Below are 24,070 nucleotides of genomic sequence, written 5' to 3'. Positions count from 1 at the left end.
ACAGGAAGCTGCGCTCAGCGGCTAGGGGGCGGCCTCTGTCTTTCCTTCCGCCAAGAGGCGCAGAACCTCTGTCACCACCAGACGGGAGGTGCGTTCCTGGGCCTCCGCCGTGAGGCCGGCGATGTGGGGGGTCAGCAGGACCGCCGACGAGGCGCGCAGGGGGCTGTCGGCAGGCAATGGCTCTTGCTCGGTGACGTCAAGCACGGCATAGCGCAGGTGGCCCGCGCTGAGGGCCTCCACCAGGGCCTGTTCATCGACAATACCGCCCCGCGCGCTATTGATCAGGACGGCCTGGGGGCGCATCTGAGCCAGGCGTTCAGCGTCGAACAGGTGATAGGTGGTCGGCAGGAGCGGTACATGAATGCTGACGAAGTCGGCCCGCGCCAGGACCTCAGCCAGGGGCAGCATGGCAATGCCCAGCTCTGTCGGCGCGTAGTCATATGGCCCCACAAAGGGATCGTAGCCCAGGACCGTCATCCCGAAGGCGGCGGCGCGCCGCGCCACCCGCCGTCCGATCTCCCCAACTCCGACCAGCCCAAGCGTTCGTCCCCATAGCTCTGTTCCTCCGAGCCGGGTCCGCTCCCACTGACCGGCCCTCACACTGGCATCAGCAGCCGCCAGGTTGCGAGCCACATGGAGCATGGCCGCCAGGACGTACTCGGCCACGGCGATGGCGTTGGCCTGGCTGGCCGTGACCAGAGCGATTCCCCGCGCCCGCAGGGCCTCCACCTCGATGTTATCCAATCCCACGCCCAGACGCCCTACCACGCGCAGCCGCGGGGCCGTCTCCAGTAAGGAAGCCGTGACGCGCGTCTGGTTGCGCACGATCAGGGCCTCGGCCTGCGGCAGCAGCTCGCGCAGGCGCGGCGCATCCCTCCAGAGCGTCGGCTCGTAGCGAACGGCCTGCCCTGAGGCTGCCAGCAGCTCGGGACCGGGCGAGGCCAGCCACTCTGTCACCAGAATCATGGTTTCTCCTTCCCCTTTCTCCGGGTCGCTCCCCTTCCCCCCTCTAGTTCTCGACGGTGCTTGCTACCATTCGCAGCAGAGATATTTGACCTCCTGGAACTCGTCGAGGCCCTCATGGGACCCTTCTCGCCCCAGACCACTCTGCTTGATGCCTCCCATCGGGGCGTAAGCCACCGAGGGCAGGGGCGTATTGAGACCCACTATGCCGGCCTCCAGAGCCTCGGCTACTCGCCAGGCACGGTCAAGCCGGCTGGTATAAAAATAGGCCGCCAGGCCCATCTCGCTGGCGTTGGCTCGCTCTATCACCTCTTCCTCGCTTTCAAAAGGGAAGACAGCCGCCACCGGACCAAAGATCTCCTGGCGCGCCAGGGCACTTTGGTCGGGCACATCTACCAGCAGGGCCGGCGCGACAAATGTGCCTTGAGCGGGCACAGGTACCTCTGCAGTGACCCGACGAGCGCCCTCCGCCTGAGCCTCTTCCACCAGGGAGGCGATGGCGCGCTGGCGCCGCTCGTCGATGACTGGACCAAGGTCGGGAATCGGCTCGACGACCGGATTGCCCAGGCGCATAGCATTGATGCGGGCCGCGAAGCGCTCGACAAAGTCGGCAAAGATGGGAGCCTCGACAAAAAAGCGATTGGCGGCAATGCACGATTGGCCATTGTTGCGGAACTTGGCCAGCATGGCTCCCTCAACTGCTCGCTCCAGATCGGCATCGGCAAAGACGATGAAGGGCGCGTCGCCACCCAGTTCCAATAAGGGGCGCACGATTCGCTCAGCGGCCAGGCCCATGATGCGGCGCCCCACCTCGGTCGAGCCGGTGAAACTGACCACACGCACGGCAGGATGGGCCAGGAGAGCTGTCGTGATCTCTTCCGCCGGCCCCAGCACCAGATTCGCCACCCCCGGCGGCAGGCTGGCCTCATGCAGGCAGCGAAAGAGTTCGATGACGGCCAGGGGCGCTTTCTCGGATGGGCGCGAGACCACCGTGCAGCCGGCGGCCAGAGCCGCGGCGATTTTGCGGGCTTGGATCGAGACCGGAAAGTTCCAGGGCGTCAGGCAGAGAGCCACTCCCATCGGCTGGCGCAAGGTCAGTTGCCGCCGCTGGCCGCTCTCGTGACGCAGCAGCTCCCCGGCAGGACGCCGCACCTGTTCAGCGAACCAGCGCAGATACTCGACGGCAAAACGCACCTCGGCTACGGCCTCCGGCAGGCGCTTGCCCGACTCCAGGGCCAGTAGATAGCCGATCTGGGTGACCCGCTCCTCCAAGAGGCTGCCGGCTCGCAACAGCAGATCGGCGCGCGCGCGCGCTGGCAGCCCCGCCCAGGCGGCGAAGGCTTCCTGAGCCGCCGCAGCCGCCGCCAGCGCCTCAGTCCGTCCCCCATAAGCCACCGCTCCGACGAGCGAGCCGTCCGCCGGGTTGCGTACCTCGCGTGTCTGCCCTGTGGCGGCTGTGCACCACTCCCCACGAATATAGAGCAAGGTTGTCGACGAATTGCTTTGACCAGCCATAGCAGTAAAACGATCCTTCTGGTGAGCTTCTCCTCTCGGCGCTCTGCCCGTGCGGCTCAGGCGCTGCGATAGAGCTTCGTTAGCACAAACTCGCGGTGGCCCAGGGCCTCGGCACAGGTCAGACGCCCATTAATGGTACGGTCGATGAGGGCCATCAGGCGGTCTCCTGCTTCGCGCAGGCCGTACTCCCGCCGCAGCAGGCCCGAGACATCGAGATCGATATGCTCGGCCATTGTGGTGGCCGTCAAGGGATTGGCTGTGATCTTAATGACTGGGACAAGCGGATGGCCGACAATATTGCCTTGCCCCGTAGGGAAGAGGTGCAGAACCGCTCCCGCCGCCCCCATGAGGGTAATGAATTCGGCGGCAGCCGACGAGGAATCCATAAAATTGAGGCCACGGCGGGTCGGAGCCTGGGCCGGCTCCAGGGCATCCACAACGGGAACTGTGCCGGTCTTGGCGATGTTGCCAAGGGCTTTTTCTTCGATGGTGCTCAGGCCGCCGCGAATATTGCCCTGCGTCGGCTGCGATCCCAGCAGGTTAGCCCCGCTGGCCTCGATCTCGCGAATGTAATCCGCGTACATGGCCTGAAAGCGGGCACGTACGTCATCGTCGCTGCAGCGCTGAGCGATCAGGTGCTCACCTCCCGTCAACTCGGAGGTCTCGCCGAAGATGACGCTGCCACCGGCCAGCACGTGGCGATCAACAACCTGGGCCACGGTGGGACACGAGGCTAGCCCGGTCGTGGTATCGGACTCACCGCACTTGATGCTGATCAGCACTTCCTCGCGGGCGATCGGCTGCCGCTGCAGCTCGGAGGCATCTTGCAGCATCCGCTGGGCTACGCGAGCCGCACGCTCCAGCGTCTTCAGGTCGCCGAAGCGTTCAATGGAGAATCCTTCGACGGGCTTGCCAGTACGGGCAATCCCTTCGACAATACGTTGCGTCCAGTTCGGCTCGATGCCGATGACAACGGCGGCGGCCACGTTGGGGTTGGCTCCGCTGCCGGTCAGCGTGCGAAAGGTGAGTTCAAGATCGGCGCCGTATTGCAGACGGCCATAGGCATGAGGCAGGGCCAGCGTGCCAGGCACGGCATGGGCAACGGCCTCACAGACGGCATTGGAGAGATCATCAACGGGAAGAATGACGACGTGGTTGCGAATGCCAACGCGACCGTCAGGACGACGGTAGCCGGTTAGAGGCTGTTCTGCCATCGTGCGCTCCTGATGTTGTGGGTATGAACGTGTTGCCCGGCCCGAATGGGTCGGCGTGTCAGTCCGATCGGTAGGCCGTATTCGATGACTCGCTCGCCTTCGGCCAGGTCGCTCAGGGCTACTTTGTGTCCCAGAGGAATGGCCTCTAGGACAGTGATGGTCACTTCGCGTTCGCTGTCCATATAGACCGCCTGGTGTTGGCCAGGGGTGATGTCCCGGACCGCTACAGCGACGTGGTCGCCTTCGTTGTGAATCAGAAAGCCCGGCGCTGCTGGCGCGACTGGCTGCTCTTCGGGAGCCTGGCTTTCAGGGTGGCTCATGGCTACGCTCCTGCTTTTTTTGGTGGTTGGCGCCCGGCAACGAAGGGGCGGCCAACAGGCACGGGAGAGAGGCGAGAGGCTCACGCTCAGGTCGCCCTCCCATGGCCTCTCATGCATAAGGGGAATAAGCCGGGCAAGGCTCAACCTGTTCCCCGTTCGGTCTGCACTTCCTCACCTTGTTTCCCAAAGGTTGCTCTCTCCCCACCATCGCGACTGGTCCCTGCGCCCGGATGGGCCAGCCTCCTTTCTTGCCTTCCCTCCTTCGCTCCACCGTTGCCTCAGAGAGGTAGGAGGTATGACCAGACGATGGGAAGTATAATCACCCTCTCCGTTCTCTGTCAAGGTCCGCCACTTGTGAGGGAGGAGGGCCTCCCCCCTTGACAGCGCCTCGGCCGCCGGGTATAGTCTTGCTCAGAGCTTCAAATTAATTAACTAAATCAATTTAAGGCGCGGCTCAAGGAGGAGAGATGGCCACCACCAGCCTTAGCCGGCACGGCCTGCGGGAACTCAATCGCGAGCAGGTGCTGCGCACCATTTTGCGCGAAGGACCGCTGGCGCGCGTTGATCTGGCGCATCAGACAGGTCTGACGACGGCAGCTATCACCAACATCACCCGTGAGCTGATCGAGGACGGTCTGTTAAGAGAGGTGGGGACGGCACGGGGCAAGCGAGTAGGAGCGAGCGCCATCCTGCTGGATCTGCCGGAAGAGGGGCCACTGCTTGGGGCTGTGCATCAAGGGGTGAGCGCCCTGCGGCTGGCGCTCTGCACGCTGCGCGGTCGCCTGCTGGCGCGCCGCGTTATTCGCACCCCCGGGCCTTCCAGCCCCGAAGCAACAGTTGGGCTGATCGTGCAGATCTTGCAGGATCTATTAATAGAAGCCGGGTATGCCTCAACAGCCCTGCTGGCGGTCGGAGCGGGAGTGGTCGGCCTGGTAGACGGCGCACGTGGTCTGGTGAAGCGTGCGCCCAGTCTGGGCTGGGAGGGGGTTCCGCTGGGTGACCTGCTGGCCGCTCGCTTGCAGTGTCCAGTAGCCATTGAAAACAATGTGCGCGCTATGGCCCTGGGCGAGGCTCTGCTTGGCCAGGGACGCCACTGGCCGGACTTCGCCTTCGTCTACATTGGCACCGGCATCGGCTCCGGTCTGATGATCAACGGCCATCCCTACCGTGGTGCGCACGGCAGTGCCGGCGAGATCGGTCATATCACGGTTGATCCGGCGGGCGAGCGCTGTGCCTGTGGCAATCGAGGCTGTCTGGAAACGATCGCGGCAGAGCCAGCCATACTGCGTCAGGCGCGTGCTCGTGGCCTGACCCTGGAATCGTCGACGGCTGGCCCGAAGGAGGCCGTTCGTCAGCTTGCCAGGCTGGCCCTCGATGGTCATCCTCTGGCCCGCGAGGTTGTCCAGCGCTGCGGTGAATCGCTAGGCATCGCCCTGGCTACTCTGACCGATATCCTTAACCCCAGCCGGATCGTCTTGCACGGCGCCATCACTGTCGCAGGAGCGATCTTCTTCTCCGCCGTGGCGGAGTGTCTTCATCAGCGCGCCTTTCTGACGAGAGATGCCTCGGTCGAGCTGGTGGCACCGACCTTCGGAGAGGATGCCGGTCTGGTCGGAGCTGCCAGCCTGGCCCTCGATAGGCTGGTGTTGGGAGCTTCTGCCCGCGAGCACTAACTCGCCGTCTCGTGCTTCGCCTGGCTCAGGCTCCCGCCAGCCGGCGAGCTTGAAGAAGTTCAGTCAAGAAAAGCAGAAAGATGTCTACTCGAGAAAACAAGCGCGAGGCACCGGTCCCGGTGCTGGCCCTGGCCTGTATCGCCCGTCCGACCTTTGCCGTCGATTATGCCCAACAGATGGCGACCAGGGCCCTGGCAGCCCTGCAGCAGGAAGGCTGGCCGGTCTACGGCGAGGCCAGGCTGCTGATGGATGCCCAGGCTGCTCACGAGCAGGCCCTGCGCCTCAAGGAGCACGAGCCGGATGTTCTGGTTCTGCTCTGCGCAACCTTTAGCGACGCAAGCATGGTCGTTGAGCTGGCAGATCAGCTGGCTGTTCCGGTCTGCCTCTGGGCGTTACGTGAGCCAGGAGCCGCCGGCGAGCGGCTCTGGCTCAATTCGCTTTGCGGGGCCCATATTGCCGCCCACGCGCTGCGCAAGACAGGACGAGTCGTTCGCTACCTCTACGGCGATCCTGGAGAGGAGAACCTGTTTGTCCCTCTGGCGGCCCTGGCGCGGGCGGCGGCCACGCGGCGGCGGCTGCGCGCAAGCCGGCTTGGCCTGGTCGGTGAGGCCCCTACCGGCTTCTACGGCTGCCAGTTTGATGACCTGGCGCTGACGCGTGTGATCGGAACCACCGTCTCTCGCCTGGACCTGCAGCGAGTCTTCAGCGCGGCCCGCTCGGCCCCCACGTCGGCAGTGGCAGCGGCTATTGCTTCAACGCAGGAGCGTTCTCCCAGCCTGCAGGCGCTGGCGCCAGAGGAGGTGCAGCGCTTTGGGGCAGCCTACGTTGCTCTGCGGACCTTTCTGAAGGAGCAACAGCTCGACGGTCTGGCCGTGCGCTGCTGGCCGGAGTTTCCCCAGGACTTCGGCCTGATGCCCTGTGCTACGCTCGGTCGGCTAGCCGATGATGGCTTTATCTGTGCCTGCGAAGCCGATCTCCACGGGGCGGTCACCCTGCTATTGCTGCAGTGGCTCAGCGGCGCCGCCCCGCTGCTGGCCGACGTGGTTGCTCTCAACGAGGAGACCAACACCATTTCGCTCTGGCACTGTGGCAATGCTCCAGCCTGCCTGGCTCGTGCCGGCGCCGCTGAGGAGGTGCCTCTCACCGTCCACTGTAACCGGCGGATTGGCGTCGCGGGCAACTTCGCTATTCGCCCCGGCCCTGCTACCCTGGCTCGCCTGGGTGTCGGGCCAGACGGCTATCGCCTGCTCTACGTGGAAGGCGAGATTCTCGACGAACCAGTGAATCGCTTCGCCGGCAATACCGCCGTTTTCCGTCCGATCACCGCCGCCCGGTCGCTGCTTGACCGGTTGATCCTCGACGGATGGGAGCACCACGTCGCTTTCGTGGCAGGGCATCAGGCACAGGCGCTTGAGGCTCTGGCAGAGCTGCTGCAGATCGAGGGAGTTGCGCTTTAGCTCAGGCTCAGCCGGCCCAGACCGGCGGCCCGTAAAGGTACAGGCGGGCGATGGTCCGCAGCGCCCACATTGTCGTGTCGGAGCCTGAACACAGGCCAGCCCGACTGGCCCTGTGCTTCACAGCCACCAAGAAAGGTTGGTATGTCATAAAATGGCAATCAGCGATGATTCAAGACAGATGCAGCATTTTTGGACAGGGGGAGTACTACCCGCTGGTCCACGCCTTCAGCCAGAGCTGGACCAGGTGGCTCCCCCCAGGCTTTCCCGCCGCAGGCTGCTCAGTCAGGGGGTGAAGGTCGGGATTGGGGTAACGGCCATCGGTCCCTTGCTGGCGGCCTGCGGCGGTGGGACCAGCTCTAGCAGTGGCCCGGTGACGATCCAGTTCGCCGCCCTGGTGGATACGACTGGCGAGCAAACGGCGGAGATCAAGCGCTTCAACGATTTGCACGCCGGCAAGATCCACGTCGACTACGTGGAGCTACCTTCGGTAGCGACGGATCAGTATAGCAAGTTCGTAAACGCTTTCCGCGCTCAGTCGCCCACGCCGGATGTTGTCCAGATCGATGTCACCTGGCCCGCCCAATTCGCTACTCCCGGCTGGCTGGCTCCCATCGATCAGTATGTGACCCCCAGCTATTTAAACCAGTTCTGGCCCAGTGCCCGCACCGTTGGACGGGTCAACGGCCATCTCTACGGCATCCAGCGCTACATGGACATTGGCATGCTCTACTACCGCACCGATCTGGTTGAGAAGTACGGTGGAACGGTGCCCCAGACGCGCGAGGAAATGCAGGCGCTGGCAGAGCGCATTCTCTCGGGAGAGTCCTCCCGCGGCGTCAGCTACGGCTATCTGATGCCGGGCAAGAAGATCGAGGCCATCGTCGATGAGTGGCTGGAATTCCTCTGGGGGGCCGGTGGCTCTATCGGGCAGCCGGGCAAGCTGCAGGTCAATGGGTCGCTGCAGGTCGAGGCCCTGCAGTATATGCACGATCTGATCTACAAGTTCAAGCTAGCGCCAACAGGCACCTCTACCTATGCCCCCAACGATATCCTGGCCCTTTTCAACGAGGGCAAGGCCCCTTTCATGCGCAACTGGGTCTTTGCCTACGCGATCGCCAATACGCCTTCACGCTCGAAGGTGAGCGGCAAGGTGGGTGTGGCCCCGACGCTGGCCACGGCGGGCCACAGCGGACATGGCTGTACCGGCGGCTGGGTGCTGGCAATCAATGCCTTCTCGCAGCATAAAGAGGCCGCCTGGACCTTTATCGATTACATGCTGAGCAAGGAAACTCAGACTTCGATGGCCATCAATGCCGGCCTGATTCCAAGCCGTCCAGACGTGGTCAACGACTCCGGCGTGCAGGCAAAGGTGCCCTACTTTAAGCAGGTTGGCAGCATTCTCAACAGCGGGGTCAATCGCCCGACCCTCAAGAACTATAACCAGTTTACGACGCCTCTCCAGGCGGCCATCAATTCTGTCCTGAGCAACCAGGCAGCACCGGCCGAGGCGCTCAACAGTGTGCAGGCGCAGGTGGCCTCGCTCACCTGAGTCAGGAAGGCAGGCCAACCAGCAGGCAGAGGGCAGGAGGGAAGGAAGAAGCGAGAAGGAGAGAAGAAAGACAGAGGCAGAGGGTCCCTCCTTTGCTTTCTCCGGCGGTCTGGCCTGCCACCCCCAGGGCGGGGCAATGGCCTTTGCCTGCAGCAGAGCAATGCTGAGAAGAGGTGGCTTATGGCGACAATAGGGACGCCACTGGCCCAGGTCGAGAAGAGCGAGGTGCGCGGACCGCTGGAACGCCGGGAGGAGCGGCTGGCCTGGCTGATGCTGCTGCCGGTCTTGCTAGCCCTGCTGGCGCTGGGAGTGTATCCGGCCCTGAGTACGCTCTGGTTCTCGTTCCAGCAGGGCGGCTCGTTCGGAATGGGAACTACCAACGCCGGTTGGGCCAACTACGTGCGCCTTTTCCACGATGAACAGTTCTGGAGCGCTTTGCGTTTCTCGCTGCTCTATAGTCTGATTACGGTCGCAGGCCAGATGATCTGCGGAACGGCCCTGGCCCTTTTTGCCAATCGGCGCTTTGCGGGGCGCTGGCTGGCGCGCGCCGCTATTCTCTTTCCCTGGGCCATCCCGACCGCCACGAACTCGGTCATCTGGGCCTACATGTTCAACGATCAGTATGGTCTGATTAACAGCCTGCTGGAGCACCTGGGGCTGATGAACCCGGCTCATCCCACCGTCTGGCTCGGCTCGCCCCAACTGGCGACAGTCCTCATCTACGTGCTGGCTGTCTGGAAGGCTAATTCGTTGGTGGCGCTCCTGGTGCTGGCCGGGCTGCAAAGCATCTCGGATGAAATCTACGAGGCGGCGCGCGTGGATGGCGCTTCACGCTGGCAGATCCTCTGGCGCATCACGCTCCCACTGCTCAGCCCGGTTCTGCTGGTCACGCTCATCCTGCGCACGATTGAATCGCTGCAAGCCTTCGATTTGATCAGCGCTTTTACCAATGGGGGACCGGGCAACGCCACGCAGAATCTGGGCCTCTACATTTACTTGCAGATTCAGCAGTTCGGCGATTTCGGCTACGGTTCTACGCTCGCCACCGTCCTGATGGCGATCACGCTGGTTTTCATTGTGCTCTATATGCGCATGCTCGCGCGCAGCGGGATGCGCTAGCCGACATCGACCGATTGCTCGGCTGCAAAGGAGGAACGTTCATGGCAATGCAGTCTGGCAGGGCGGCAGCGTTCAAGCCACGGGGTGCGGGGCGGGGGCAGTCGCTGTTGGGACGCCTTTCGAGGCGCACGCTTCTCTATCTGACGCTGGCGGTGATTCTGGTGGTACAGTTTCTGCCGCTGCTCTGGGCCTTGCTGACCTCGTTGATGACTCCCCAGGAGACCACGGCCATCCCCGCTCCGCTGCTGCCGGCCCATCCTACCCTGAGCAGCTATCGCGAGGCCCTCCAGGGAGATATCGGGCGCTACTATCTCAATAGTGTGATTGCCTCTCTGGCTTCGACCCTGATCACGATGGTTTTGGCGACGCTGGCCGCCTATGCCTTCGCACGCCTGCGCTTTCGCTGGAAGCGGCTGCTGTTGCTGTTCGTGGTCTCGATCTCTCTCTTTCCGCCCTTCTCCCAGGTGATACCGCTCTATGTGCTGCTACAGGGTATGCACCTGATTGGCACGCTGTTGGCCCTGATCTTGCCCTATTCTGTCTTTGGGTTGCCGCTGGCCATTCTTATTCTGATGGCCTTTTTCCAGGAGGTGCCCCTGGAGTTCGAGGAGGCGGCCACCCTCGACGGGATGAGCCGACTGGGAGCCTTTCTGCGCATCGTGCTGCCCATGACAATTCCGGGCCTGTTCACGACGGCGGTTATTGTCTTCGTCGGCGATTGGAACGAGTACTTGTTCGCTCTCAACTACACGACTACGGCCACCTATACGCTCCCTGTGGGCATCGTCATTCTTAGCCAGACGGAATTTACGACCAATTTCGGAGTGCTTTCGGCAGCAATGATCATGTCGGTGGTGCCGCTGGTGGCTCTGATTTTGTTGCTCGAGCGGCGCATCGTGTCCGGGCTGACAGCGGGCGGCTTGAAAGGATAAGGAGAGAAGGAAGGAGGTTACGGCGAGTTATGGAATTTTATCTTGATACGGCCCAGTTGGATGAGGTGCGTACGGCGGTCTCCTGGGGTATCCTGCGCGGCGTGACGACTAATCCCAGCCACGTTGCCCGCGCGGGCGTGCGTGATCTGCGCCGCCATGTCCAAGAGCTGTGCTGGATCGCCGACGTGCCGATCAGCGTGGAGGTGGTGGCCCTCGATGCCGATGGGATGGTGGCCCAGGGCACGGAGTTCGCTGGCTGGTCGCCCAATGTGGTCGTCAAGCTGCCAACTACCGTCGAGGGCCTGAAGGCGATGGCGCGCCTCTCTCACAGCGAGGTGACGGCTTCCTGCCAGGGGTGCGCCCACGCCCCGGATTGTCCGATTCGGGCGCGCTTCGCTCAGCAGCAGCGACTGAGGCGTCGGCCAGAGATCAATGCAACCCTTATCTTTACGGTCAACCAGGCGTTGCTGGCACTGGCCGCCGGGGCCAGCTATGTTAGTCCTTTTGTGGGGCGACTCGATGCGGTCGGCGAGGATGGGGTGGCGCTGGTAGCCGATCTGGCCCACATTCTGCGGGTGCAGCAGCAGCCGGGCAAGATTATTGCCGCCGCCTTGCGCCACCCGGTACACGTGACGGCTGTCGCCAGGGCCGGCGCCCAGATCGCTACGATGTCCTTTGCCATTCTGACGCAGTTGGTTGAGCATCCGCTGACGGCGGCGGGTCTTGAGGCTTTTCTGGAGGATTACAGGCGCAGTCAGGAGGGGAGTCAGGGACAATGAGGATCGAGCAAGGTGAGCCAGGTACGCTGCGACCAGGGGCCTATGCCCGGCGCCTGCTGAGGGTATCGGCTCTACCGGGAGGTCTGCGCGCGGAGGTCGCTCTTGTCCCTTTCCGCAACGTCGGCTCGGCTCAGCGCCCCGTTATTGTGAGCGCGGAGCCGCTGGCGGAGCAGATGATGGATACGAGTACGCCGAATCGTCCGACCGCGATGGGACGGACGACCAGCGAGCTGATGGCTCCGCTAGCGACTGGCTCTGTCTCGCAGCTGACGTTGGAGGTGCGGGTGTTGACGCCGCGTCTCGTACGGGTCCGTCTGGGACGGCATGAGGAGCTGCAGCAGGAGCGGGCTTATGGCATGCTGGTTCCCGGAGCGCTGGAGGAGCTGGAGAGAGCGACCTATGGCCCGTCTGGTTCGCCTCCACCTGAGCCAGGGCTGGAGGAAACGCCAGCGACGGTGCGGGCTACGCTGGAGGGGGTCACGATTGCTTTGCAGCGCGATCCCTTCGGCATCAGCATTGCCAGTGCTGCCGCACCAGCGGCGACCATACGCACGCCGCTGGATGACCGCAATGTGCATGGCCTGTTATGCACGCCTCCACCGGGACTGCATTGTCCGGCTGCCGACGAGGTGGAAGGGCTGTGGTCCTGGGCGCTCTCTCCAGAAGAACATTGCTACGGCTTGGGGGAGCGCTTTACGCGCCTGGATCAGCGTGGGACGACGGTGGTGCTGTGGAATAGTGATGCCTGGGGGACGACGACGGAGGCGGCCTATAAGCATGTGCCTTTCTTGTTGTCATCACGGGGCTATGGCCTGTTCGTGCATACTCCGACCCCGGTGGTCTTCTCGCTGGGAACGCCCTCGGCTCGCTCGGCCCTGCTGCGCTGCGGTGAGCCTGGCCTTGATCTGTTTCTGATTTTCGGTCAGGGGGCGCGGGAGATCCTGGAGGAATATACGCGGCTGACGGGACGGGCTACGCTGCCTCCGCGCTGGGCCTTCGGGGTCTGGCTATCGCGCTGCCGCTACCAGACGCGCGCCGAGGTGGAGGAGGTAGCCAGGCGGGCCAGGGCCGAGGAGGTTCCTTGTGATGTCTTGCATATCGATCCCGCCTGGCTGGCCCAGCCGAATCTGTCGTGCGACTTTACTGTCAATGAAGAGGCTTTTCCTGATCTGCCCGGCCTGCTACGGGAACTGGGCGAGCAGGGGTTCAAGGTTTCGCTTTGGGAGCTGCCTTACGTCTCGGAGACGGCCCCTCGCTACGAGGAGGCAGCCAGGGCCGGCTATTTTCTACGCGATGAGCATGGGGAGCCGATCGGGGCCGACTTCGGAGGGCCGCCACCCGATGGACGCCGGCGCGCGGTGGTTGATTTCACTAATCCTGCGGCCCGCGCCTGGTGGCAGGACCTCCATCGCCCCTTGCTGCGCGCCGGGGTGGCGGTCTTTAAGACCGACTTCGGCGAGGGAGTTCCTGCGGCCGCCCGCGCCGCTAACGGTATGACTGGTCATGAGCTGCGCAATCTCTATCCGCTGCTCTATAACGCGGCGGTTCATGAGGTGATTGCACAAGAGACGGGTAGGCCCGGCATGGTCTGGGGTCGCTCGGGCTGGGCGGGCACGCAGCGCTATCCGGCACAGTGGGGCGGTGATCCCAAGACCGATGTGGAAGCGATGGCCTGTTCGCTGCGCGGCGGCCTGAACCTGGCGCTGAGCGCGCCGGGTCTGTGGGCCCACGATATCGGCGGCTTCTATGGACCGCCACCTTCTCCTGAGCTGTATATCCGCTGGGCGCAATTTGGTCTGCTCTCGCCGCTGGCGCGGGCGCATGGGACGACTCCCCGCGAACCCTGGGCCTTCGGCGAGGAGGCACTGACCATCTTCCGGCGCTATGCGCGGCTGCGTATGCGGCTCAACCCGTACCTTTATAGTGTGGCCTGGGAGGCCCACGCGCAGGGTCTACCGATGCTGCGTCCGTTGCTGCTGGAGTTTCCGGGCGACCCGGTGGCGGCGATGATCGACGACGCCTATCTGCTTGGTCCGGCTTTGCTGGTGGCACCGGTCTTCAGCGAGGCTCGGGAGCCGGTCGCACGCCAGTTGTACCTGCCTGCTGGCGAGTGGATCGACTTCTGGAGCGAGGAGCGGCTCGCGGGGGGACGCTTCATTACACGACAGGCACCGCTGGAGATTATTCCTCTCTACGTGCGGGCTGGAACCGTCTTGCCGCTCGGGCCGGAGTGTTCCTTCCTGGACGAGGCCCCGCCTGACCGGCTCACTCTGGAGGTTTATCCTGGAGCAGAAGGCCAGGGACGGCTGATTTGGGATGCGGAGGGGACAGCAACGGAGTTCCGATTAGTCGGGACTGAGGCGGGAGGCTGGCAACTGCAGATCAGAGGCGAGCGTCCGGCGACCTGGCAGGTGCGCTGGCATACGGTCAGCGGCCTGCAAGAGCAGGCGCTGGGCCATACGGCACAGGCCGTTGTCACGCTCTGAGCTGAGCAAGCAGACAGGATGACCAGCTCTGGCGCTCTCTCCTGCGAGCGGTCGGGCGGCCTGTTCCTCTTGACAGCTCGAGCAGGAGAGCCTATCATTGCCCCGTTCTGGTCTGGCTTGACCCGACCGGAGACAGTTGTGCGGCCAGAGCGGAATTGCAAGCTCAGCTTTCTGCAGCCTGCGTGCAGCCTCGAGCTATCTCTCTTTCTGGACTCTTGACTTGAGAGGAGGCAACTATCTGCTATGCTCTCCTATCGCCTGCTTCACCCGGCTATCCTTGAAAGCCTGGCCTCCGCGGGTCATGGCAGCCGCGTGCTCATCGCTGACGGGAACTATCCCCTCGCCACCAGAACGGCCCCCCGGGCCAGACTGGTCTATCTAAATCTGAGGCCAGGTCTGGTCAGCGTCACCGCGGTGCTGGAGACGCTTCTGACGGCCATCCCTGTCGAGGCGGCCCATGTGATGTTGCCCGATGATGGCAGCGAGCCGGAGATCCTGAGCGAGTTTCGCGCTCTGTTGCCGCATTGCGAGCTGCAAGGGGTCGGACGCTTCGCCTTCTATGATCTGGCCTGCTCCTCCGATGTTGCGCTGGCTATCGCGACGGGAGAGCAACGCCTGTGGGCCAATATCCTTCTGACGATCGGCGTGGTACCTCCCCCTACCCGGGAAGCCCCCCGGTGAGCCAATAGGCCAGCGAGCGGGAAAGGCGTCCTTTGCGACACTGAGAGGGAAGAACGACGTGGCTTTCTGAGTGCTTACCGCCACTTATGCTCCTGAGCAAGCCCTCGTTTGGCAGGAGGCTGTCTCCGAGGGGTGGTCGGTCGTGCATGTGACACGGATGGCCTACCATCGAGAACAGCCTCCGTCCTCAGCCTGCTCCCGCCCCTTCCTGCGTCCTTTCCTCTTTTCTCATGGCGGCGCTCTGACTCCTCTCGCTTCTGGCGCTGCGCTCTACTAAGCTAAGCGAGGCGGTCCAGGGCGCTGGCCAGCCCACCTTGCCAGGAGGGTCCATCAGCATCGAGAAAGACTCGCGTTGGAGTGATTGTCAGAACCTGGAGAGAGGAGGGAAAAACAATTGCAGAAACGTCTTTCTGCCCAGACCAGGATCGATCTGCACCTGCATACCACCTGGAGCGATGGACGCTGGAGCGCAGCAGCCCTGCTCGCGCACGTGCGCGAGCAGGGTTTCGGATTGATCGCCGTTACGGACCACGATCGGGTGGATACTATTCTCGAGTCGCAGCGCCTGGCGGCAGAGCAGGGAATCGCCCTCCTCAACGGCGTTGAGATCAGCGCTGCCTGGCAAGGTCAGATGGTCGATGTGCTCGGCTATGGTTTTGACCCTCACCAGCCCGACCTGCAGCGCCTGGTGGAACGAGTGCGCGAAGGGCAGCGCGCCAATGCCGAGGAGGTCTACACGGAGCTACTCCGCCGCGGTTACCGTTTTCCCGAGCGAGAGAGGTTGCTGGCCAGACAGGGCAATCGGCTCCGTGTCGCTGGCGATTGCGCTTACCTGCTCCTCAAGCATGGCTATGTCGCTGACTGGAGGGCGGCCCTGGCCCTGATCCGCGAGGCCGGCTATCGAGAGATCAAGGTAGAGCTGGGCAAGGCGGTCGACACTCTTCACCGCAGCGGAGGACTGGCCATCATCGCCCATCCTGGCCGTGGCCTGCGCGAACCGGCAGAGTTTACTTTCTACACCCCGCAGTTGCTAGACCGTGTCCGGGCAGAGGTAGCCATCGATGGATTAGAGGTCTGGTATCCCGCTCACGGACCAGAGCTAGAGGCCACCTATGAAGCGTACGCCCGGCGACATGGCCTGCTCATGAGCGCCGGTTCGGATTCGCATGGTCCACCGGGACGCCTTCCCATCGGTTACCCGGCCGCGCTCTGCCAGGCGCTGCTGGAACGCCTGGCGATCGGGGTGGAAGCGGAAGCTGCGAGAGACAATTGACGGTGGATACATAATTGAGGGAGAGGGGATAGCTAGAGGACCGGCGGTCAACTGGATGGAAGTATCGGGCAGGTGGTAAGATGCTGATGGCTGCGGCCACCAAGATCTCCCTCGCTTCTCATCAGGTGCTGCCCCTGGAGCAGAGCAGCAGACAGTCATCCGCCCGCCCATCGGATGGTAGCGCCCGCCGGCTGGCGGCGTTCACAGCGTGCAGCGACGGACCTGGCGAAGAGGAGGCCGCGGGGTTCCTGGTGCCAGGCATCGGCCACAGCCATCCCTCTAACCAATCTCGGCGGGAGTATAAGTATGAGCCAATGCATTGTCGAAACCCGCTACGGCAAGGTCCAGGGCTACCAACAAGGTCCCATCAGCGTCTGGAAGGGCATTCCCTTCGCTCGCCCCCCTCTTGGGGCCAGGCGTTTCCGCGCACCAGAGCCGCCGGAGCCGTGGACAGGCGTGCGCCAGACAACCGCCTTCAGTCCAATGGCGCCCCAGGTTGCCGAGATGGGGACCAGGATGGTAGGAGCGATAGGAGCTGAGCGGGCCGTTGATCCACGCCCCATCAGCGAGGACTGCCTGTACTTGAATATCTGGTCGCCCGCCGCGGACCAGGGGAAGCGTCCGGTCATGGTCTATATCCACGGCGGCGCCTTCACCATCGGCTCGGCCTCCGACCCCTGGTACGATGGCACCTCATTTGCAGCCCGCCACAATATCGTGGTGGTCTCGCTCAACTACCGGCTGGGACTTCTGGGCTTTCTCTATCTCAAAGAGCTGGCAGGTCCCACCTCTCGCTATAGTGGCAACTGCGGACTGCTCGATCAGATCGCCGCTCTGCGCTGGGTGCGCGAGAACATCGCCTCCTTCGGGGGGGACCCCGAGAATGTCACAGTGATGGGCGAATCAGCAGGAGCCATGAGTATCGCAGCTCTGCTGGGCATGCCGGCAGCGCGCGGCCTCTTTCAGCGGGCAATTCTGCAGAGCGGTGCCGCCGGGGAGCTGCCCAGCGGCAGCGAGGCTACGCGCGTGGCCCGGGCCTTGCTGAGTAAGCTCAATGTAGATCCCGGGCGGCTCGAAGCTCTGGACGAGCTACCGCTGGAGGTCCTGCTCAAGCTTCAGCCGGAGCTGGGACGGGAGTTTGGCGAGGTTCGTGCCTTCAGCCCGGTAATCGACGGCGAGACCCTGCCACAACACCCGCTGGCCATGCTGGCCCAGGGGTCAGCCAGCGATGTGGCCGTTCTCCTGGGCACGAACCGCGATGAGTGGCGACTGTTCGCCCTGCTCAGCGGTGGGGCGCAGGTGGATGAGCAGCTACTTACCCGGCTTTTCGGCGATTCCGCCCAGCAGGTGCTCTCCCAGTACATTGCCGCCCGCGAGGATCACTCACCCGAGCTGGCCTGGATCGACCTCATGGGAGACCTGGTCTTTCGCATCCCGGCCATTCGCCTGGCGGAGGCCCAGGTTCGGCAGGGAGCGCCCGTCTGGATGTATCGCTTCGACTGGCAATCCCCGGCCTTTGGCGGTGTGCTGGGCGCCGCTCATGCCATGGATATTCCTTTTGTCTTCAATACTCTCGATGTGGGCCTCTCACGCCTCTTTACGGGCACTGACCCCCGTCGGCAGGCCCTGGCAGACCTGATGCAAGCTTCATGGGCTGCCTTTATCCGCAGCGGCGACCCGGCTCTTCCTGGCCAGCTAGATTGGCCACGCTACGATCTTGACAGGCGCGCAACACTCATTTGGGATGAACAGCCATCTCTGGTGGAGGACCCCAGGGGAGAGTTGCGGGTACTATGGGACAGGCTGTCTCCAGCCGCTTCCTAAAGCCTGCTTTTCTCGCAGTCAGCCAGCCAGCCATCTGGCCTGCTTGCAGTAAGCAGGGCAGCTCCCGACGAAGGTTGCTGGTCAGAAAGGCTGGCCACAGCCAGGTCAGCGCGAGGTGCGCAAGACATCTGCCTCGCGCTGATCTTTCTGCCACCGAGGACCTCCCAGTCACTCACTCCGGGCGGTCGCCGCCGCAAGGCAGGGAGCCTCTCTTGCGCCGCTCCCAGCCAGGCGCTTCTCCTCGCAGCGTGCATCGGCCACCAGCCCTAGCCGATTGCCGGCTTCTGACCATAGGCAACGGCAAGCGAGTAAGAGGTCCTCAGCTCGTTCCATTCCTGGCTGGCTCGGTCAAGCAGATTCAGGACTTCTGATTCGGACATACCAAAGCGCGCCGCAACTGGAGCGCTAACAGCCTTGACTCCTTCACGGACATCCAAAGCCATTAAGGAGCCGAGGCGTCCCCCCCACTCCCCCACAGGAATCTCAATTGGGCAGCGCTGAATATTGATGAGACCGGCCTCCACCAGGTAGCGCTCCAGTGAGCGCATTACTACGCCCTCACTATCGAGGCCGCGCAGCGAGGCAAGCTGGCCGATCAAGCCACAGAGCTGCTGCGTGGCTGGGCCAGCAGGAACAAAGCTGCTCGAACTCGGGCTACCTTCAACGAGTTCGATCCAGCCGCCGGGAGCCGTGACGCGCGCCAGATCCTGGACAACTCCTGGCCAGGCAGGCAAAGGAATGGCCAGGAACAGGAGACGTTGGTGGACGAAATCGAAGTAGCCCTCCTCAAAAGGCAGGCCCTCCAAAATATCTCCCTGCACAAAGCGGAAGTTTGGCGGTGGCGCGCTCCTGGTTTTCACCTGTTCCACATCCAGCCCGATGACTTCCGCCTCCGGAAATTGCTGCGCCAGCTCAATGGCCCATTGCCCCGTCCCGCAGCCCACATCCAAAATGCGGCGCGGCCGCCTGACCGGCGCCAGATAGTTCCCTTTCAGCACACTGCGCAGCACATAATGCTGAAAGTCAAGACGATTGACCTCCCCCAGATCCTTCGGCAACAAGTAGGGCTGCTCCCCCAAATAGCGGCGGCTCCCTTGCAAGCGCGGCAAAGCCACCTCATCCGGAGACCTGCGAGGCGGGCGTCCTGTTACCTTTACCCCCTCGGCGGCCCTGCTCTCGCGCCGGCGCCGAAACAACCACCAGGGCATTCTCTCCTCCTTTCTGCTCCGCTCTGCCCCTCTCAAGCAAGATCGTAGCATAGCTTCCTCCCCGGCCCATTTCCCTCCCCTCGTCCACAGCGCCACACTCGTAGACAAGACAGCACCGGACAGCCAGCGACAGGCTATTCCCCTCTCATCTTCCAGGGAAACAGGCAGCAAGACAGGGAAGACAGTTCAGTAGAGAGTGTAGAAAAGCAGATAAGCCGCTGTCAAGGCGCCTCGCGGGAGAAAAGAGCACTCTCTCCGATTTTTATGGTTTTTTCACAAGGCCCTTTGCAGAGAAGGAAACGGGCCTTGCCAGGAGAGGAAACAGCTTACCGGTGTCACATCATTTTGCCCGCATTTCGCTCCCAACCCCCTTCCACTCCCGGACCGCTTTCTGCTACACTTGAGGGAGCAGAGTCATGAACAGCAGCGACAGCCTGGCTTTGGAGACGCCCCGAACGGCGTGCCTCTTCATCCAGACAGGAAAGGAAGCGAGTGCATGGCGGAACCTGATCATACCTACGTCATTGATCCAGAAAACGCCGGCGAGCTGGCCCGCTTGATGCAACAGGACCGATTGCTCACCGAAGGCATGGGCGGCCTTTTCCCCGAGGGCCAGCTCCTGCCGGAGAGTGGGCGCCTGCTCGATCTGGCCTGTGGCCCTGGCGGCTGGGCTTTGGAGGTCGCTTTCCACTATCCCCACGTCGAGGTGATTGGGATCGACATCAGCCCCCAGGTGATCGAATATGCCCAGGCCCAGGCTCAGTCGCGTGGACTGAAGAACGTCCGCTTCCAGGTTGGCAATATCATGGAGCCGCTGGCTTTCGCCGACGCCTCCTTTGATCTGATCAACGGGCGTGCCCTCTCAGGCTTCATGCTGCCCGATGCCTGGCCCCGCCTGCTGGCTGAGTGCTATCGCCTGCTCAAACCCGGGGGCGTCATTCGCCTGACCGAGGGGGAGCTGCCCCTGACAACCAGCCCCGCCTACGAGCGCTTCAGCTCGCTGATCTCCGAGGCTTTCCGGCGCGTTGGACAAAGCTTCTCTCCCGACGGGCGCCACCTCGGCATCACGCCCGTGCTGCCACGGCTGGTGCGCAAGGCCAGCTTTGGGGACGTGCGGCTCCGAGCCAGCGCTATCGAGTGGTCGATGGGGACAGAGGCCCATTATCCCGTCTTCAAGGACCATCTGGTCGGCATGGAACTGATCCAACCCTTTCTGCTCAAGGTGGGCCTGGTCGAAAAAGAGGAGCTGGAACGCCTCATTCAGCAGGCCCTGGCCGAGATGCAGCAAGAGGATTTTTGCGCTCTCTGGCTGCTGCTGACTGTCTGGGGACGCAAGCCGACGGCGACAGCTACAGATAAGACCGAGGCATAACGGGCGTGAGGCATGCTCGCGGCATGCTCGCAGAGAGGAGCCAGCGCCATCGGCACTAGCGGGCTGCCTCACTCTCCCCTTTCGAGCTTCAGACCTCTCCTGCCCAAACGATCGTTCCTTCTTTGCTTCCTTTCAGTCCCCCTTCTCTTCCTGACAAGTGGACACACAGCTCAGGCAACCCGGCGAGCCAGGTTTCTTTGAATGGCTCCGGGCATTTACGCAATGTTTAACTCTTTCCAGGGTTCATTTATGCCTTATTTACGCATCATCGGGTAGATTCAGAATGTCCGTTCGGAAACGAGCCATTGAGAACGGAGTCAGGCGGCCTGCTGAACGGCCCTGCTGTCCCATCCCTTCAGCAGGCCGCCTGGCTGGCAAGCCATCACCGCGATACGGGCAGAATCTTCCGCGGCAGGAAATACAGAAACAATGCACCATTCGCAGAGGAACATCTCACCCGCCCCATCTCATGCTCCGCGTGCTCTGGCCGAGGACACGGCCAGGAATAGCTCCCCCCAGGACAGTGTGCCAGCCATCGAACTGCGCCAGGTGACCAAGCGCTTTCTCACTCCCCGTGGGCAGAGCTACACCGCGCTACGGGATCTGAACCTCAGCGTCGCCCCGGGCGAATTCTGCGCCCTGATCGGTCCCACCGGCTGCGGTAAATCGACCACTTTGAGCCTCATCGCCGGACTGGATGCTCCGAGTGCCGGCACCGTCCTGGTCATGGGAGAGGAGGTACGCGGCAGCGACCCACGCATCGGCTACGTCTTCCAGACCGACGCTGTCTTCCCCTGGAAGAACGTGCTGTATAACGTGGCCGCCGGTCCCCTCTTCCGCGGTGTCCCAAAACGCGAAGCCCTGGAGCGGGCCCGGGCCTGGATCGCCCGCGTTGGTCTGGCAGGCTTCGAAGATCGCTATCCCCATCAGCTCTCGGGCGGCATGCGCAAGCGCGTGGCTCTCGCCCAGACCTTCATCAACGAGCCCCAGATTCTGCTGATGGACGAGCCTTTCAGCGCGCTCGACGTACAAACACGTACCCTGATGGAAAACGAACTACTGCAACTCTGGTCGGCGCTCTCGGCCTCGGTGGTCTTTGTGACGCACGACCTGGAGGAGGCGATCGCCCTCGCCGATCGCGTCTGCGTGCTGACCGCCGGCCCAGCTACGGTCAAGGGCATCTACCCCATCGATCTACCTCGCCCGCGCAACGTGGCCGAGATCCGCTTTGATCCGCGCTTTATCCAGCTCTATCACGACATCTGGGAGGACCTCCGCGACGAGGTGATGATCAGCTATGAACGAGCCAAGCACTCTTCATGAGCGGCGGCAGGAGATCGCCAACCTGGCAGAGGAGACAGATAGCGCAGCCCTGGCGGCCCTCAGCCGTCGACGCCGACGTCGGCGCTGGCTCATCAACGTGCTGCGCCTGTTGCTCCTGGTAGCTCTGATCGGCGGTTGGGAAGCGGGCACACGCCTCGGGGTGATCGATGCCTTCTTCTGGGGGCGCCCGTCTGGGATCTGGCAGCAGCTTGTAACCTGGGTACTGCACGGCACCGCTCAGGGACCGCTCTGGGCCCAGATCGCCGTGACCCTGGAGGAGGCTCTGCTCGGCTTCCTGATCGGGGTCGTTCTCGGCATCAGCTTCGGCGTCCTGCTGGGTCGCAACGCCTTTCTGGCCGAGCTGCTCGGCCCCTACATCAAGGCCGCCAACTCGATTCCCCGCGTGACCCTGGCGCCGCTCTTCGCCATCGGGCTGGGCCTGGGGAGTCAGTCGAAGGTCGCCCTGGCGGTCGTCCTGGTCTTCTTCATCGTCTTCTTTAACGCCTTCCAGGGCGTACGCGAGGTCGACCGGAACCTGCTGGCCAACGCCCGTATTCTGGGAGCGAACCGCTGGCAACTCTTCCGCGAGGTGATCTTGCCCTCGGCCCTCACCTGGATCATTGCCAGCCTGCATACGAGCTTCAGCTTTGCCCTGGTCGGGGCCGTGGTTGGCGAGTTCGTCGGCTCGATCGAGGGCATTGGCCTGATGATCCAGAATGCCGGGGCAACCTTCAATGCCAATGGAGTCTTCGCCGCCATGCTGATTCTGGCCACGGTCGCCCTCCTTTCGGAGGTCGTGATCACGGCCCTAGAGCGGCGTCTGCTGCGCTGGCGTCCGACCGCCCTCAGTGAGGTCACCCTCTGAGGTCGGTTCCCTCTATCCTGGCCGGCGCAGACGCCGGCAGGAAGCGGCTCCTGTGCTGGGTTGGGGCGGGTGAGCCTCCTGGTCTGTCCTGGCCAGCCCTTCTGGTCAGTCCAGCCAGGCCCAGCCGACAGCTAGCTCATTGGCGAGCACCTCATCTTACCTAACCCAACCCACCCTTAGCGCAGAAGCACCGGCGAAGAGAGGACCCCTGGGGACTGTCTGCCCGAGCACTCGAACCCGAACAAAAGCACGAAGGGAGAAAGAGGAAGACCATGAGTGTCAAGCGAGAGTGGCTACGACTGCCCATGAGCGTGCTCCTGCTTTCGGTGGCCCTACTGGTCACCGCCTGTGGCGGCGGCACGAGCGGGCCAACCGTGAGCAACGGCAAGATTCAGCTCAAGATCATGGTCGGGGGTTTGAGCAAGCAGATCTATTTGCCTAATATGTTGACGCAGCGGCTGGGTTATTTCGCTCAGGAGGGCCTGGCCGTCACGCTCATCGACGAAGCTTCAGGCCAATCGGCTGAGGACGAAGTGTTGGCCGGGCAGGTTGATGCCGGCTCCGGCTCCTACAACCATACCATCGAGCTGCAGGCGGCAGGCAAACAGATGGAATGCGTCGTCCAGCTCGATATCGCCCCAGGCGAAGCTGAGATCGTGGCCACCCGCGAGGCCGGCCAGATCCGCTCGGTGAGCGATCTCAAGGGGAAGAACCTCGGTGTCACCGAGCTGGGGTCAGGGACGCAGACCCTGACGACGGTCCTTCTCCACAAGGTCGGCATTGCTCCCAGTCAGGTCCACTTCGTCCCGGTGGGGGCCGGCGATACCTTTATTGCCGCCCTGCAGCAAGGCAAGATCGATGCCGGAATGACCACGGAGCCAACTATTTCGCGCATCCTGGCAAGCGGCATCGGTAAGGTCCTGGTCGACCTGCGCACGCCCCAGACAACCCAAGCCGCCCTCGGCGGCCCCTATCCCTTTATCTGCGTCTTCATGCGCAACGACTATGTGAACGCTCATAAGGATGTGGTGCAGAAACTGGTCAATGCCTATGTCAAAACTCTGAAATGGATTCACAGCCACACCGCGGAGCAGATCGCCGACATGATGCCCGCCGACTACTACGCCGGCAACAAACAACTTTATGTGACGGCCCTGCAGAACCAGCTAGCGATCTTTAGTCCCGATGGCCTCATGCCAGCCGGCGGCCCCGAATTCGTCCTGAGCACCGAGCAACAGTCGAACTCGACGGTGCAGGGAAAGCAGATCGATTTAGGCGCGACCTACACCAACGAGTTTGCCAGTAAGGCCAGCTAGCTGGCAGCAGAAGAAAGCAAGCCAGGGGATCTAAACAGCAGAGCGATCACAAGGATAGGCATAGTATAATGAATGACGCAGGCTCTGCCCCCACCTCGATGAGCCAGAGGGGAAGAAGGGGGCAGAGCCTGGGAGACGATCCGGTCCCTACTGAGCAGAGGCGCCAGGTTGCTGCTTCTGTGAGGGGAGAGAACCACCCTG

The 24,070-nt window shown here is 63.0% G+C and carries 19 protein-coding genes; 14 read left to right on the top strand and 5 right to left on the bottom strand.

Annotated elements, in window-relative coordinates:
• Positions 1 to 21 precede the first annotated feature (21 nt).
• The 4 genes from ACFMO7_RS15080 to ACFMO7_RS15065 all read right to left on the bottom strand — a co-directional run bounded on the left by ACFMO7_RS15080 (position 22) and on the right by ACFMO7_RS15065 (position 4,012).
• Complete coding sequence (locus tag ACFMO7_RS15080; RefSeq protein ID WP_376796317.1) at positions 22 to 966, bottom strand: hydroxyacid dehydrogenase; 945 nt, start codon at positions 964 to 966, stop codon at positions 22 to 24.
• A 63-nt stretch (positions 967 to 1,029) separates the two neighbouring features.
• Positions 1,030 to 2,478 carry an NAD-dependent succinate-semialdehyde dehydrogenase gene (locus tag ACFMO7_RS15075; protein ID WP_376796316.1) on the bottom strand — a complete coding sequence of 483 codons (1,449 nt, stop codon included), beginning with the start codon at positions 2,476 to 2,478 and terminating at the stop codon, positions 1,030 to 1,032.
• A 56-nt stretch (positions 2,479 to 2,534) separates the two neighbouring features.
• Positions 2,535 to 3,692 (bottom strand): UxaA family hydrolase, encoded by a 1,158-nt coding sequence (locus ACFMO7_RS15070; RefSeq protein WP_376796315.1) that lies wholly within the window; start codon positions 3,690 to 3,692, stop codon positions 2,535 to 2,537.
• Entirely contained in the window at positions 3,674 to 4,012 is a 339-nt protein-coding gene (locus ACFMO7_RS15065; RefSeq protein WP_376796314.1) for a UxaA family hydrolase, read from the bottom strand. The genes ACFMO7_RS15070 and ACFMO7_RS15065 overlap by 19 nt, the downstream gene beginning before the upstream one ends.
• Positions 4,013 to 4,479: 467 nt before the next feature.
• On the opposite strand from ACFMO7_RS15065, the gene ACFMO7_RS15060 reads away from it, so the two are divergent.
• From ACFMO7_RS15060 to ACFMO7_RS15015, 10 genes are all read left to right on the top strand, one after another.
• Positions 4,480 to 5,685: an ROK family protein gene (locus ACFMO7_RS15060; RefSeq protein WP_376796313.1), complete on the top strand. Its 1,206-nt coding sequence runs from the start codon at positions 4,480 to 4,482 to the stop codon at positions 5,683 to 5,685.
• Between the two features lie 80 nt (positions 5,686 to 5,765).
• A complete protein-coding gene (locus ACFMO7_RS15055) occupies positions 5,766 to 7,142 on the top strand; it encodes a hypothetical protein (protein WP_376796312.1) in 1,377 nt (458 codons plus the stop codon).
• Between the two features lie 178 nt (positions 7,143 to 7,320).
• Positions 7,321 to 8,691, top strand: a complete 1,371-nt coding sequence (locus tag ACFMO7_RS15050) for an ABC transporter substrate-binding protein (protein WP_376796311.1) — start codon at positions 7,321 to 7,323, stop codon at positions 8,689 to 8,691.
• Positions 8,692 to 8,871: 180 nt separating this feature from the next.
• Positions 8,872 to 9,810 (top strand): carbohydrate ABC transporter permease, encoded by a 939-nt coding sequence (locus ACFMO7_RS15045; protein WP_376796310.1) that lies wholly within the window; start codon positions 8,872 to 8,874, stop codon positions 9,808 to 9,810.
• 41 nt (positions 9,811 to 9,851) lie between these two features.
• The gene (locus tag ACFMO7_RS15040) at positions 9,852 to 10,742 is read left to right on the top strand and encodes a carbohydrate ABC transporter permease (RefSeq protein ID WP_376796309.1); all 891 of its coding nucleotides are present in this window, start codon (positions 9,852 to 9,854) and stop codon (positions 10,740 to 10,742) included.
• A gap of 29 nt (positions 10,743 to 10,771) precedes the next feature.
• Positions 10,772 to 11,521, top strand: coding sequence for a transaldolase family protein (locus tag ACFMO7_RS15035; protein WP_376796308.1), 750 nt, complete (start codon positions 10,772 to 10,774; stop codon positions 11,519 to 11,521).
• Positions 11,518 to 14,007: a TIM-barrel domain-containing protein gene (locus tag ACFMO7_RS15030; protein WP_376796307.1), complete on the top strand. Its 2,490-nt coding sequence runs from the start codon at positions 11,518 to 11,520 to the stop codon at positions 14,005 to 14,007. Before ACFMO7_RS15035 ends, ACFMO7_RS15030 begins: the two co-directional genes overlap by 4 nt.
• A 243-nt stretch (positions 14,008 to 14,250) precedes the next feature.
• The gene (locus ACFMO7_RS15025; RefSeq protein WP_376796306.1) at positions 14,251 to 14,688 is read left to right on the top strand and encodes an RbsD/FucU family protein; all 438 of its coding nucleotides are present in this window, start codon (positions 14,251 to 14,253) and stop codon (positions 14,686 to 14,688) included.
• 394 nt (positions 14,689 to 15,082) lie between these two features.
• Complete coding sequence (locus ACFMO7_RS15020) at positions 15,083 to 15,961, top strand: PHP domain-containing protein (RefSeq protein WP_376796305.1); 879 nt, start codon at positions 15,083 to 15,085, stop codon at positions 15,959 to 15,961.
• A 306-nt stretch (positions 15,962 to 16,267) separates the two neighbouring features.
• Entirely contained in the window at positions 16,268 to 17,785 is a 1,518-nt protein-coding gene (locus ACFMO7_RS15015; protein WP_376796304.1) for a carboxylesterase/lipase family protein, read from the top strand.
• 266 nt (positions 17,786 to 18,051) lie between these two features.
• Here ACFMO7_RS15015 and ACFMO7_RS15010 read toward each other — a convergent pair whose 3' ends face one another.
• A complete protein-coding gene (locus ACFMO7_RS15010) occupies positions 18,052 to 18,993 on the bottom strand; it encodes a class I SAM-dependent methyltransferase (protein WP_376796303.1) in 942 nt (313 codons plus the stop codon).
• 496 nt (positions 18,994 to 19,489) lie between these two features.
• Between ACFMO7_RS15010 and ACFMO7_RS15005 the strand changes: the two genes are divergently transcribed.
• The 4 genes from ACFMO7_RS15005 to ACFMO7_RS14990 all read left to right on the top strand — a co-directional run bounded on the left by ACFMO7_RS15005 (position 19,490) and on the right by ACFMO7_RS14990 (position 23,869).
• Positions 19,490 to 20,365, top strand: coding sequence for a class I SAM-dependent methyltransferase (locus ACFMO7_RS15005; RefSeq protein WP_376796302.1), 876 nt, complete (start codon positions 19,490 to 19,492; stop codon positions 20,363 to 20,365).
• A 429-nt stretch (positions 20,366 to 20,794) separates the two neighbouring features.
• Entirely contained in the window at positions 20,795 to 21,688 is an 894-nt protein-coding gene (locus ACFMO7_RS15000; RefSeq protein WP_376796301.1) for an ABC transporter ATP-binding protein, read from the top strand.
• The gene (locus ACFMO7_RS14995) at positions 21,663 to 22,553 is read left to right on the top strand and encodes an ABC transporter permease (protein WP_376796300.1); all 891 of its coding nucleotides are present in this window, start codon (positions 21,663 to 21,665) and stop codon (positions 22,551 to 22,553) included. The genes ACFMO7_RS15000 and ACFMO7_RS14995 overlap by 26 nt, the downstream gene beginning before the upstream one ends.
• 272 nt (positions 22,554 to 22,825) lie before the next feature.
• Complete coding sequence (locus tag ACFMO7_RS14990; protein WP_376796299.1) at positions 22,826 to 23,869, top strand: ABC transporter substrate-binding protein; 1,044 nt, start codon at positions 22,826 to 22,828, stop codon at positions 23,867 to 23,869.
• Positions 23,870 to 24,070: the final 201 nt, after the last annotated feature.

The sequence above is a fragment of the Thermogemmatispora sp. genome, assembly GCF_042408735.1.
GTDB lineage: Bacteria > Chloroflexota > Ktedonobacteria > Ktedonobacterales > Ktedonobacteraceae > Thermogemmatispora.
The sequence above is the reverse complement of the archived record's forward strand: the minus strand, read 5'-3'. Positions and strand labels throughout refer to the sequence as shown.